This window comes from Methanosarcina sp. UBA5, from assembly GCF_002505485.1.
In the GTDB taxonomy this organism is placed as follows: domain Archaea; phylum Halobacteriota; class Methanosarcinia; order Methanosarcinales; family Methanosarcinaceae; genus Methanosarcina.
Map to the genome: position 1 here is coordinate 1 of NZ_DAVG01000041.1, position 12679 is coordinate 12679.

Genomic DNA, 12679 nt, shown 5'->3' on the forward strand with positions numbered 1-12679 from the left:
GCACCAATTGCTTTAAGTCCTGTATCTCCCAGCAATGTTGTTAATGTTCCTATGTCTGCCATAGTTTTTATTCCTCCGTGTATTTTCTTATATAACCAAATGGATTGAATTTTTTGCCCCCGCCTTCATAGAATTTTCCAAAGAATTCTACATACTGCAACCTGAGTGCGTGCAGACCGGGAGCGATAATACTCAAGACAGTGTTAAGGGCATGTCCGAGTATAAACAAGATTATTGCACCTATTGCTATGGCACCGATCTTAGAATGATCAGCCCAGATCATTTTGAAAGTAATATCATTGACCGTTGATGCGATGTAAATCGAAGATAGACCGACTGCTATAATACGGGCATAAGATAATGCATTACCCATAGGAGATTTGAAATAAGGCATTCAGACCAGTGTATGAACCACCAATACAGAGATCCTATATAGCAACATTTTATTAGGCTCTCCTTGTATTTCTACTTGAAAGTATGAATCACCACTACAGAGATTCCATATAGCAACAGCAAAAGTATAATCTGAGCAAAAATAACATCCAGATAATAGGACCTGGATTTTACTCCTCTCACTTGAGAACCGTCTGCTGAACTATCAAATCTATATTTAAGAGTGGTTCCGATCTGAGACTTCATTCCTTCACTTATATTTTTAGTCTGTTCCGTCTGAGCGTCGTTTATCACTTCTTCCAGTACCCCCTGTGTTTAGAGCCAGAGCTCTAAGGTTTTAGAACCAGGGTTCTAATGTATTTTCTTACCTTTTATGGTAGAATTTTTTTAAATTTCCCAGAATGGTAGAATTTTTTTTCTGTAGGAAATTATATAATTTTGTTCCAATCAAGAACTTTGGTTTTCCGATTTTATCTCCAGTTACATATTTTACTCCTAAAACTATTTTATTTTGGCATACTATAAACTGGGACGCTTCACCAATCAACAGGGACTATGGTTGGCACTATCAATTTGTAAATGATAAAAAAGATCACCACAAACATGATATGCATAAAGACCAGGTCCAGAAACCAACGCTTTACTCTAAATTTCGCTAGATTCGCCTCCTGAAGACTACTTACAGCCATTGAATTCTTCCCTGTGCAAGACCAGTAGGCTCTAAAAATCTCATAAAATCGCAGGCACGACAAACAAACAAAGAGCATACAGGACCGACAATATCACAATCTGTGAAAAATAACATAAGGGGTAGTATTCTTTGGATTTCATCTTTTGCGAATAAGATCCTCCTATACCATTAAAGATAGAATTAATTTCAGTTGAGACTTGAATTTAGTTATGTATAAATCATATATACATTGCACTTAGATAGTACTCTTTAATTATTTTTGGAATAGTACGGGAAACACCTAAGGAACATCTTATCCTGATCAGTGGGGGTAATCATCTCAGATGTTCCTGCTGTCCTAAAGGCTGTTAATCCGTTGCTAATCGACCAGCCCAAAACATAGACATGTACTTGTTATAGACATGTACTTGTTATCGAAAGGCGTAAATTTGTCGTAACTAAACTTCTCCCCGACAGCAAGTGTTCGATTGTAATGCAAGGTATGTATCTTTGCATATTATCTTATTAAGATAATAGAGATAGATTGTTTTTAACTGATATAAATCTTTCCAACAGTTTGTGAGTTTGAAAGCCCGATATAGAAAAGAAGAGTTAAAAATGAAAAATTGATTCGGTGGAAGTGAAAATTTTTCCCAAAAATTGGAAAGAAGGAAGAACTTGCTTCAAGTTTATATATATACTCTTATGATTTTCAACCATAAAACAGGAGAATATTTCTTGATAAAGAGTTATATACAGACAAATTAATTTTATAATGTGCAAGAGAGTTTTCAGGCCAGTCCTCAAAAGGCCTGTTACCTGAAGGGAAAGACATGAGCAATACAATTGAAGAGTTATATTGCGGACCACCTATACCCCCGACAATTATCTGAATATTGGTGACTTCCTTTCTATTTTATTTCATGTTTAAATACGCTGACAAAGGAAACTTGTTTATGGTATTGCAATCCCGCTGTTAATCTCAGTTTTTGCACTGATTGTCGGGAAATTTATGCGCTCAGTAATCAACAAATAATAAGTGCCTAAAATAGGGAGCTAGTTAGAAAAAAGCACAATATTCCAAAAAACTTAAGAAAGCTACATTTTAAGGACAGAACTTATTTTGATCTATTGCCTATTTAAGGCAATTTTGTTACAATTTTGTAATAGTAGAAAAATAAGAAAGAAAGTACTCGATTGCGAACTTAAGATATAGGGCTGTAAAAAAACGAATACATACATAAAATTTACAGATTTTATAAGTAGAATCAACCCTCTGGCTCGTGACCCCGAAAATTATAGATTTCCCATGTCTGCCAAGACTGTCTCCTGACTAAACGGAATTTTGTTTTGAAGAAAGCCAAACTTGTTCTTTCCAAAAAGGCAGAGTTAGCCTTAAGAGAGATCAAAAATCACACAACTTTTATAAAATGCCATGTTCAATATACTTCAGAGATCATTTTAAGAGGCTCAGGCATGGAAGATCCTGTTATCTCAAAAATAAAAAATCAATTTGATAAGAAAGGAAATCCGGCAAAGATTCCGCTGATGAGCGGGAAACAGTTTTTCGAAGCCCGATCCGAAACGGATGGAGTCTATGTTGACAACCTGAAAAAAGAACCATTTCTCCCCTGGGAAATATTCTCCGAAGCTGTCAATTATATAAAGGAAAACGGTGGAAAGGTAAAGAAAGGGAACGCGACAAATTCGAGATTGGGGGACCCAAATCTTGGCCTTGATACCCTGGAAGGTTATATTGCCAGCAAAGTTTACAGCTGCAGGATAGGCGATCCTGTGTTTAAGAGAGTTACCCCTGTAGCTTCCATCCTTGCCTGGGCTGAAATTTGTGAAAACACCCGCGGGCAGATTGGGCTCCTCTCCGAGGAAAAAGAGCTTCAGACTTGTGAAAATAAAAAAGAAATTTCTCCGACTTTTAGCGCCGAGGAGAATAAAGAAAGCTCAGGAATAAATTCTGTTTATATCCAGCCTGACAGCAAGCCAGCAGAAATGAGAAACCTGGAAGCTGAGCTTGAAGAAAAAATCCAGAAGATAAAAGAACTTGACGAAAAAGCTGCAGGCAGGGAAGAAGAAATCGACAGGTTGAGAATAGAACTTGGAGCACGTGAAAAGCTTCTCCTTGAAAAGGATTCGGAACTGCGAGCCCTTCAGGAAAAATTTACGAATAAAAGTGAAGAAGACCGACGCCTTGAGTCCAGGCTCATAGAAAAAGAAGACCAGATTGAGGGTCTTACCGAGGAACTTAGGGAGAAAGTGGAAAACATAAAGGCTCTTTCAGAGAAACTTTCAGCAAAAGAAACGGAGATAAAAAAACTTGAGGGAACCATCTCCATAAAAGATAAAGATCTTAAGACCCTGGCAGAAGAGGTTATTACAAAGGCTGGAGAAATGAGAAAAATTGAAGAGAAGCTTACCTTGAAAGAAAGAAAAATAAACACTATAGAAACTATGCTTGCTACAGCCGGAGAAAAAGTAAAAAAGCTTGAGAAGCAGCTCTCAGCCTTTGAAGAAGAAGAAAAACTGGCAGTTCAACTTCGAGAAAAAGAAGAGTTTATAAAACAGTTAAAAGGAACTCTCGCAAGTAAAGAGGAAGCTTTTTCGAGGGTTAGCGAAGAAAACCGGAAATATAAAATGCAGCAAAAACTAGCGTCTGAAGGATTAAGGCAGATAGAAGAACAGAAAGCTTCAAAAAAATGGTGGAAGCGCCTGTAAACCCACCTAAAGAAAAACCAGAATTCATCTATTTAAACTTTGTTCATTCGCGGCCGCTCCGGACCTGATGCCAGAAATGAGCTGTGAAGTAAGTTAATAACCATGTCAGGGCTAATTTTTCTTATATGTGTAATCTCACCTATTATTTCTTCCTCGGTTCTTCCCTGGACTTTCAGTTCGTTTATTTTTTCAAGCACGTAAGCGGGTATTACAAAGTAATTGTTAAGATCATGCCAGTGCCCGCTGACATCCCCTTTTACCAGGTGAATACCTGAAGAAGCAAGGTACATCTTGATAAATTTAGAGAGTCCTTCATAGGAAGATGCGGGAAGCTGGAGTAATTCAATCCCGGGACATGCCTTGACCAGACTAAAAAGATCTCTGTCCGAAGGTCTAAAAGCAAGATGTATTGCCTTCTCCTCTGCCTCCAGGCCGGAGATCTCATCCCTGCTTGTTACGACTCTGATGCGTACACTACCTAGCCCCATTTATGCTCCCTTTTCTATCTAAGCATGTATCATTTATTTAATTTTGTATTTCAGTCTTTCTAATCAAATTTCAGTACAATAGTAACAGGAATAATCAAAGTATACGAAAAAAGAGAAAATAAGTAGAGGAATGCTGAAAGAGTTCTAAATTTAAAGTTTTAAGAGTAGACATAAACATATTTACTAAGAAATCGCATGCCAGCCGAGACAGGAAGGCTTTTAAAACTTATTCTCAGGTTTTATGCTCAACCCTGCCGCAAGAGCCTGACCTAATGAAATACATCCATCTCCACAGGGAACCTGGCGGTGGGCCAGGAGTTCGAAACCTGCTTCTGTAACAGTTCTTGCAATGCAAGAAGTGATGTGATCGTTATAGGCAACTCCTCCACTCAGGCCTATCTTTTCAAGTCCCCTTTTTGCGGCAAGGGAGATGGCAAGTTCTGAAATTCCCTTCGCAAGGTTTTCCTCAACCGCAAAAGCAAGATCAGTAGGAGAGTACTTTCCGGAAAGCTCATATACCCCCAGAAGAAGCTCAGTTGTGTCAAGCAAAGGAACTCCGGAGTATTTATCTTTTTTGAAAACTACAGGAAGATCTACGGTATGGGTACTCTTGGTTGCGGCAGATTCGAGTTTCATTGCCGGCTCCCCTTCATAAGTTCTCATCTCGCAGATTCCAAGCAGGGCAGCTGCTGCATCCAGTACTCGTCCTGTACTGCTGCTTCGGACAACATTTACCCTGGATTCAAGCTGTTTCATCACCGTTGAAAATTCCATAGCTCCCTGCGGAAAAACAAGGTGAAGTTTTTCCAATTCCGCTCTTCCAAGTTTCTCAAAAAGGATCCCCAGAACCATTCTTGAAGGTACCCTTGAGGCAAGATCTCCACCTGGCATTGGTTGAGGGAGTAAATGCCCGATGCGTTCATATCCGAAGTAAGAGGATTCAAAGAGTTCACCTCCCCAGACTGTACCGTCAGTGCCATATCCTACACCGTCAAGGGCGATTCCGAGAATTCGGGAATCCAGGGGGAGGGAGTTGTCAGCCATAAGCGCTAACATATGGGCGTGATGGTGCTGAACCTGAAGAGTATCCTCCCCCCCCATCTTTAGCGCAAAACGGGTTGTATTAAACGCAGGGTGCAGGTCACACCCCCAGTAAAGGGGCTCGATTCCGGTAAGTCGGATAAGGTGCCTGACAACCTCGGAGTGATACCTGAAAGTTTCCACATGACTGGTATTTCCTATATACTGAGAGATATAGGCAAGCTTTCCTTTTGCCACAGTAACCGTGGAATTCATTTCAGCCCCCACCCCTATAGAAGCTTTGACTTCGAAAGGCAGCTCTATTGGTTCAGGCACAAAACCCCGGGAACGCCGGATAAATGCTGCCCTTCCATTCACAATCCTGATAACCGTATCATCGTTCCGGTTTGCAATAACCCTGTTATGCAGCAGGTAATAATCGACAATCCCTTTAAGTTTCTCAAGCGCCTCTTTATTCTCGACAACCATAGGCCTTCCTGGAAGGTTTGCCGAAGTCATAACATATACTGCATCAGGTACGCAGTCAAAAAGCAGATTCTGCGTGCCTGTATAGGGAAGCATAACTCCTATATTGTGCAGGTCGGGAGTAACCGATTCTGCCAAGTTGGATTCCTTTGACCTGGGAAGCACGGTAATAGGCCGGCGGTGAGAAATTAAATATTCCCTGCCTATGCCTTCAAGTTCTGCAAAAGTTTCCGCAACGTCAGCATTTTTTGCCATAACCGCAAAAGGTTGTTCTGGACGCCTTAACCGTCTTCTAAGTTCCTTTACAGGCTCCTCCTTTCGAGCATTGCAGGCTATATGGAAACCACCAAATCCTTTTACAGCAAGAATTGAACCCTGCTGAAGGAGATCCGAGGCATATGCAATTGCTTCATAACCTTTTACCAGGACATTTCCTTCAGGGTCAGAAAGCCAGATTTCTGGCCCGCACTTTGGACAGCAGACAGGCTGCGCATGATACCTTCGGTTGAGAGGGTCGGTATACTCGGTTTCACATTTAGGGCAAAGAGGAAAATCTGCCATAGTGGTATTTTCCCGGTCATAAGGAAGGGTTCGGACGGTTGTATATCTGGGCCCGCAGTTTGTGCAGACTGTAAAAGGATAATGAAAATACCTGGAAGAAGGATCAAAAATCTCAGACCTGCACTGTTCGCAAATAGCCGTATCAGGAGGGATTATGGAGTTTTCAAAAACTCCGGATTCGCTGGGTACGATAATAAATTTTGAATACCCGGAAAAAGAGACATTTTTTGTCTTGATTTCCTTAACTTTAGCTAGAGGAGGCTTCTTTTCAGGAAGTTCTTTAACAAAATTGTCAAGACTTTCCTTATTTCCTTCTATAAGTATTTCCACATAGTTTCCCAGATTTTTTACGTATCCAAAAAGCCCATGGACTTTTGCAAGCTGATATATAAAGGGGCGAAACCCTACCCCCTGTACAGTACCGGTAATATGGAGAAGCCTTGCTTCGTTTTGCATATAAAACAGAGATTACTGTTTGTCGTTAAAATAGCTTTCTAAATAGTAAAACTGTCCGACAATATCGTAAATAGATTCAGACTTGAACCAAAACTGTAAATATAGGAAATGTGCGAACTTCAGTCCAGTAAGACCAGCGTAAAAAGACCAAGCTAAATGATAACATACTTTAAAAAGGCATAAAAGCTACGCTCTGAGCTGAAATAAATCCAAACAAAAGCAAAAATCTGTGGCTGAATTCAGGATCAGAATCATCCTGAAATTCAGGTCACATAAAGTCTGGAGAAACTGTCTTTACCATTAGAATGATCCCAAAAACCATCATTAAAAGAGAAATCTTCCAGGCTGCCTGTAACAGACGAGCCTGGTTTTTGGGTTCACCTAACTTAAATATCACTCTTTCAACCAAATTTGGTCGATCGTCACATGCTGCCATGTTCAAATCAAGTTAATTATTTCATTCTCGCCTTGACTTTCTTCAGCCGGGAAGTAGTCTCCCTTTCCATCTCCTCAAGGGTAAAACGAATATACTTCATGGTTGCGATGAGTTCAGGAATGACCTTGAATTCGAGAGCGTTAACACGCCTCTTGGTCTTCTCAATTTCATCAAGGAGCCTTTTCATTGTTGTTTCCAGCTCTGCGGCAGTAATGATCTTTTCTACCAGGGCCTCATAGGCATCAGCAGTCTCATCGATGTATGAGTTTGTCCCAATAATACCGTAACCCCTCTCAGTGAGAGATTTGCGGACTCCAGTAGAGTTGATCTTAGGCACCACGACACCCATGATATTGTGTCCTGAAAGCTGGATTTCAGGGGATTCCTTTGCTGTAAAAGCAGTTGATCTGACTGTAACCATTCCATTCACAGCAGAGGCAAGATTGATTTTTTCTGCAGCGTTTAGATAGGCAGCATCCAGTTCGCTTCTGACGTTCCTTGCCTCGTTAAGGATCTTAAAGAACTCAAGAATAAGACCGTCTCTTTTCATCTTAAGGAGCTTGTGCCCGCTTTCAGAGAGCTTGATTTTTTTCTTGAGCTCGATTAGCTCCGACCGAGTTGGTTTTACGTCTTGAGCCATGGTAATCACTTACCCTTTCTGTGTGCAGGGTGGTATTTCTGGATGTACTTGTTGTCAATCCTACCCAGCTGGTTTTCAGGTAGGTGCGCAAGAATCTTCCATCCGATGTCCAGAGTATCTTCAATTGTCCGGTTTTCGTTTTTGCCCTGGCGAACGAACTCGTTTTCGAAAAGATCGGCAAACTCAAGGAACTTGACATCTCTCTCAGACAGAGCTTCTTTACCGACGATAGCCACGAGACCTCTCAGGTCACGCCCTTCTGCATAACCTGCGTACATCTGGTCAGAAACTGCCTTGTGGTCTTCTCTTGTCTTGCCTGCTCCGATACCGGAGTTCATCAGCCTTGACAGGGACGGCAACACATTGATTGGCGGGTAGATACCTTTCCTGTGCAGTTCTCTTGAAACCACAATCTGACCTTCAGTAATATACCCGGACAGGTCAGGAATCGGGTGGGTAATATCGTCACCAGGCATCGAAAGAATCGGAATCTGAGTAACGGATCCCTTGGCACCTTTGACAATACCTGCACGCTCGTAGAGAGTTGCAAGGTCAGTGTACATGTAACCCGGATACCCACGGCGACCAGGTATTTCGTTACGGGCGGCACCCATCTGACGGAGAGCTTCTGCATAGTTGGTAATGTCAGTCAGAATGACAAGTACATGCATGCCGTGTTCGTATGCCAGATATTCAGCTGCGGTCAGGGCCATACGCGGAGTGACTATACGTTCGACAGCAGGGTCATCTGCAAGGTTAAGGAACACAACAGCCCTTTCCAGAGCCCCGGTCTTTTCGAAGTCGCTCATGAAATACTGGGCTTCTTCATTTGTAATACCCATTGCTGCGAAAACTACTGCGAAAGGTGCTTCTGATCCAGGCACAGCAGCCTGCCTTGCGATTTGCAGGGCAATTTCGTTGTGTGGGAGACCTGAAGCTGAGAATATAGGCAGTTTCTGCCCACGAACCAAGGTGTTTGTTCCGTCGATTGTGGAGATGCCTGTCTGAATGAAATCCTTTGGAGGCAGCCTGGCATATGGGTTCATTGCAGCCCCGTTGATATCCAGAAGCTGGTCAGGTACAATCCTGGGCCCGCCGTCAAGTGGGTTTCCTGAGCCTGAAAGGATCCTTCCGAGTAGATCAAGGGATGCGGGGAGCTTGAGGGTTTCCCCTGAGAAGACTACACCACAATTCTTGTCCAGACCAGTGGTACCTTCAAAAATCTGGATAACCACTATGTCCGCTGAAGAGTCCAGCACCTCGCCTCTGCGGGTGGTTCCGTCAGGCAGGTTGACAGTAACGATTTCTTTATAGCCTACAGGCTCTGTTTTTTCAACAAAGACAAGCGGTCCTGCAATCTGAGTGATTGTCTTATATTCTTTTACCATGCTTACCTACCTCTCAGGGATGCAAACTCTTTATCCATCTGTGCCAGGACAGCGTTCATAGAACCCTCGAAGTCCTCCTCATATTTGACCTTAGCAAGCACATTTTTGGATTCAAGCTTGAGAATTTCAGGTATCGGAACACCTGACTTCAGGGCTTCCTGTGCAGCGTCTCCGAACTTCATGATTGCCTTCAGGCTACTGTACTGCTCAGAGAACGGGCTGTAGGCATCTATTGGGTGGAATGCATTCTGCTGCAGGAAAATTTCCCTGATCATACGGGTGACTTCAAGCAGGAGCTGCTGATCGTCTGGCAGAGCGTCGGAACCTACAAGCTGCACGATTTCCTGCAGTTCGGATTCTGTCTGGAGCATTTCCATTGCCCTTTCCCTCAGAGCAACATAATCGGGAGCCACGTTAGCTGCAAACCAGTCGTTAAGGCTTTCCTTGTACAGACTGTAACTGTTCAGCCAGTTGATGGCCGGGAAGTGACGCCTCTGAGAGAGTTTGGCATCGAGAGCCCAGAACACTTTTACGATACGCAGGGTGTTCTGCGTAACAGGCTCTGAGAAGTCACCACCAGGCGGAGATACTGCTCCAATAACAGTAATGGAACCTGTCTCACCGCAGAGACTCTCCGCAACCCCAGAACGCTCGTAGAATTCGGCAAGCCTTGCAGACAAGTATGCAGGATAACCTTCTTCACCAGGCATTTCTTCCAGACGGGAGGAGATTTCTCTCATGGCTTCTGCCCACCTGGAGGTGGAGTCTGCCATCAGGGACACATCTAATCCCATGTCACGGAAGTATTCTGCAATGGTGATCCCGGTGTACACGGATGCTTCTCTTGCGGCCACAGGCATGTTTGATGTATTAGCGATAAGAACAGTACGTTCCATCAGTGGGCGCCCGGTCTGCGGATCTTCGAGTTCAGGGAATTCACTCAGAACATCTGCCATTTCGTTTCCGCGCTCACCACAACCGATGTAGACCACAATTTCGGTGTCACTCCATTTTGCAAGCGACTGCTGAGTAACGGTCTTTCCCGATCCGAAAGGTCCGGGGATTGCAGCCGTTCCGCCTTTTGCTACAGGGAAAAGCCCATCCAGGATTCTCATTCCTGTAACCAGAGGCCTAGTTGGAGTAAGTTTTGTCCTAACAGGTCTGGGTCTCCTGACAGGCCACTTTTGCATCAACTGCAATTCGGTCCCATCAGTAAGGGTACAGACTGTGTCTACTACCGTAAAGTTTCCGCTCTTGATGTCGGCAATTGTACCTGAGATGTCAGGAGGCACCATGATTTTATGTTCAATATTCACGGTTTCCTGTACAACACCGATTACTTCTCCGCCTTTTACGGAATCGCCCTTCTTGACAATGGGTTTGAATTCCCAGAGTTTCTTGTGATCAAGCCCATCTGCGCTGACTCCTCTCTGGATGAAGTTGCCCATTTTAGCAAGCAGGACGTGCAAAGGCCTTTGAACCCCGTCATAAATACTAGAAAGAAGACCCGGACCAAGTTCCACGGATAGAGACGACCCTGTAGAATAACAGGGTTCCCCTGGCTTGATGCCTGCGGTCTCTTCGTACACCTGGATGATGGTCTTAGGCCCTAATATCTGGATGACTTCACCCATTAGACCTTCATTACCGACTTTGACCAGGTCATACATTTTTGCCTGCAAGCCGATGGCGGTGACGACAGGCCCAGACACACGATAAATTTCACCTTTTACTTCCACAGATCAACACCTACCGCTTGTTTTATCTTATCTCTTAAATTTGAGCCTGATCCACTACCTCCAAGGGCTACCACTGTAGGCTGGACAGACTCATTCAAGTCATTCCTTAAAATTTCCGGCAGATTACTAATGTCATCATTATGCATTACAAGAATCCCGGCACTTTTGTCTTGAAGCACCTCTTTTACCGCGGACTCGATGGCTGTGATATCAGCAACTTCGTAGATTTTTCTGACACCAGCCAGTCTGAATCCCGTAACGAAATCACTTTTCCCGATCACTGCTAATTCCATTAGATAACCACCAACTGGTCTTTAATTAAGTTATCACTTAGGCCAGACTCTTTACCCCTAAAGATTATCCGAAGATTAGTAACCTCATTATGCTTATGGATAATATAGTCCATAACAGGTATAATTGAGATCGGAGACGCGTGTGCAAAAGTGGTTGCGGATTCAAGATAATATCTTGTGAGCCTGCTTTCAAGACTAGTTAGAGAAGTCATATCCGAGTCGATAACGCTTGAAATTGCATCCCAGTAATGAGTTTTTTGAAGCTCATTGACAAACTCTCCATATGGAAAATGTGCGAGTTTCTCGGGCCTTAATTCAAGCCCACCCTCAATCATGAGAGGCATTATTTCATCAGACTGTTCTACTCCTGCTTTTTTCAGTCTGAAGAGGTTACTCAAGTTCTTAACATCGACTTCCAGTCTGATGAACCTGGCAAAAAGCTTACGGTCTTTAGATTTTGGTATCCCGATTGCTTCAAACAAACTTGCATAATACATCTTGTCAAGCTCGTTTTCTATGTAGGCCAGGTTAGTTCCGTCAAACGTTTGCAGCAAGGAATAGTATTCTGTCCGTCTCAGGGCATCAATGATTTCCTGATACGTGGGCTTGGCTGCAAGTTCTGACAGGAAGGTGTAAGTAAACTGCCCGGAAGCAATCAGAAACTCCAGGATATCTTCTATAGGGGCGTTGTAAAGTTTCCCGCGGAGAAGTGTCTTGACGTTCCAGATTTCATACCTTTTCAGATATGCGGTAGTCAGATAATTTAGTTCTCCTGTGGTGATTCTTTCCAACTTATCATAGGTAAGCGCAAGATTCCTGTTTAATGCGTGTTCTGCCAGATCGCCACCGCTGTATTTCATTGCCAGTTCGTCAACGTCGTTTTTGTATTCAGACTCTTGGATAAAACGGGTAATTTCATCAATCCCCATGTTGAGAAGCCGGGGATACGATTCTTTAGGAAGCAACTTACTCTTCATCGCGCGGACACGGGTTACGGAATAGGCATAGTTAGTATTACCTTTTTTATTCTTTTCGGATTGTGAGGGTTTTTTCCCCCGGAATCTCTCCAAAAGCCGCATAAAACATCACCCGTTTAGAATATCAGATATCTGCTTCAATGAACGCTCGTATACATTTTTCAGGATCGAATCGTATGTGAAATCTAACCTGACCGTTCTATCCTCATTTTCGAGAATAATACCACCGAGAATATCGATGTTACCAGCGTAGGATAAAGAAGATAATTTCCTAACAATTGGTTCTGAATCTTTTGTAGAATAAATTCTGACACCCTCATCGTGGTGTTCATCGATCAGAACCTTTAACAACTTCTCGTTTTTAGAAGCAGGCATCGACTTTATAGACTCATAAGCCTTACT

Annotated in this window: 10 protein-coding genes and 1 pseudogene; 1 reads left to right on the forward strand and 10 read right to left on the reverse strand. The window is 42.9% G+C overall.

Annotated elements, in window-relative coordinates; translation table 11 throughout:
• Positions 1–67: 67 nt before the first annotated feature.
• A pseudogene (locus BP621_RS03995) lies at positions 68–379 on the reverse strand (V-type ATPase 116kDa subunit family protein); the annotation flags it as partial.
• A gap of 2160 nt (positions 380–2539) precedes the next feature.
• Between BP621_RS03995 and BP621_RS04000 the strand changes: the two are divergent.
• Positions 2540–3793 (forward strand): chromosome segregation ATPase, encoded by a 1254-nt coding sequence (locus tag BP621_RS04000; protein WP_292388081.1) that lies wholly within the window; start codon positions 2540–2542, stop codon positions 3791–3793.
• Between the two features lie 32 nt (positions 3794–3825).
• On the opposite strand, the gene BP621_RS04005 is transcribed toward BP621_RS04000, so the two are convergent.
• The 9 genes from BP621_RS04005 to BP621_RS04045 form a co-directional block, all read right to left on the reverse strand.
• A complete protein-coding gene (locus BP621_RS04005; RefSeq protein WP_292388082.1) occupies positions 3826–4281 on the reverse strand; it encodes a DUF1699 family protein in 456 nt (151 codons plus the stop codon).
• Positions 4282–4500: 219 nt separating this feature from the next.
• Positions 4501–6804, reverse strand: coding sequence for a carbamoyltransferase HypF (hypF, locus tag BP621_RS04010; protein ID WP_292388084.1), 2304 nt, complete (start codon positions 6802–6804; stop codon positions 4501–4503).
• A 268-nt stretch (positions 6805–7072) separates the two neighbouring features.
• Positions 7073–7240: a hypothetical protein gene (locus BP621_RS04015; protein WP_292388085.1), complete on the reverse strand. Its 168-nt coding sequence runs from the start codon at positions 7238–7240 to the stop codon at positions 7073–7075.
• Between the two features lie 16 nt (positions 7241–7256).
• The gene (locus BP621_RS04020; RefSeq protein ID WP_292388086.1) at positions 7257–7880 is read right to left on the reverse strand and encodes a V-type ATP synthase subunit D; all 624 of its coding nucleotides are present in this window, start codon (positions 7878–7880) and stop codon (positions 7257–7259) included.
• Between the two features lie 5 nt (positions 7881–7885).
• The gene (locus BP621_RS04025) at positions 7886–9268 is read right to left on the reverse strand and encodes an ATP synthase subunit B (protein ID WP_292388087.1); all 1383 of its coding nucleotides are present in this window, start codon (positions 9266–9268) and stop codon (positions 7886–7888) included.
• Positions 9269–9270: 2 nt separating this feature from the next.
• Entirely contained in the window at positions 9271–11007 is a 1737-nt protein-coding gene (locus BP621_RS04030) for an ATP synthase subunit A (protein WP_292388088.1), read from the reverse strand.
• Positions 10998–11300: a V-type ATP synthase subunit F gene (locus tag BP621_RS04035; protein ID WP_292388089.1), complete on the reverse strand. Its 303-nt coding sequence runs from the start codon at positions 11298–11300 to the stop codon at positions 10998–11000. The genes BP621_RS04030 and BP621_RS04035 overlap by 10 nt, the downstream gene beginning before the upstream one ends.
• Complete coding sequence (locus BP621_RS04040) at positions 11300–12379, reverse strand: V-type ATP synthase subunit C (protein WP_292388091.1); 1080 nt, start codon at positions 12377–12379, stop codon at positions 11300–11302. Before BP621_RS04040 ends, BP621_RS04035 begins: the two co-directional genes overlap by 1 nt.
• 6 nt (positions 12380–12385) lie before the next feature.
• Positions 12386–12679: V-type ATP synthase subunit E family protein (locus BP621_RS04045; RefSeq protein WP_292388092.1), on the reverse strand; the 294-nt coding region annotated here is incomplete at its 5' end.

Coding starts and splice junctions, on each gene's coding strand:
- BP621_RS04025 (WP_292388087.1), bottom strand. CDS start 9,268: ATGGTAAAAGAATATAAGACAATCACTCAGATTGCAGGACCGCTTGTC.
- hypF (WP_292388084.1), bottom strand. CDS start 6,804: ATGCAAAACGAAGCAAGGCTTCTCCATATTACCGGTACTGTACAGGGG.
- BP621_RS04020 (WP_292388086.1), bottom strand. CDS start 7,880: ATGGCTCAAGACGTAAAACCAACTCGGTCGGAGCTAATCGAGCTCAAG.
- BP621_RS04015 (WP_292388085.1), bottom strand. CDS start 7,240: ATGGCAGCATGTGACGATCGACCAAATTTGGTTGAAAGAGTGATATTT.
- BP621_RS04000 (WP_292388081.1), top strand. CDS start 2,540: ATGGAAGATCCTGTTATCTCAAAAATAAAAAATCAATTTGATAAGAAA.
- BP621_RS04005 (WP_292388082.1), bottom strand. CDS start 4,281: ATGGGGCTAGGTAGTGTACGCATCAGAGTCGTAACAAGCAGGGATGAG.
- BP621_RS04035 (WP_292388089.1), bottom strand. CDS start 11,300: ATGGAATTAGCAGTGATCGGGAAAAGTGATTTCGTTACGGGATTCAGA.
- BP621_RS04040 (WP_292388091.1), bottom strand. CDS start 12,379: ATGCGGCTTTTGGAGAGATTCCGGGGGAAAAAACCCTCACAATCCGAA.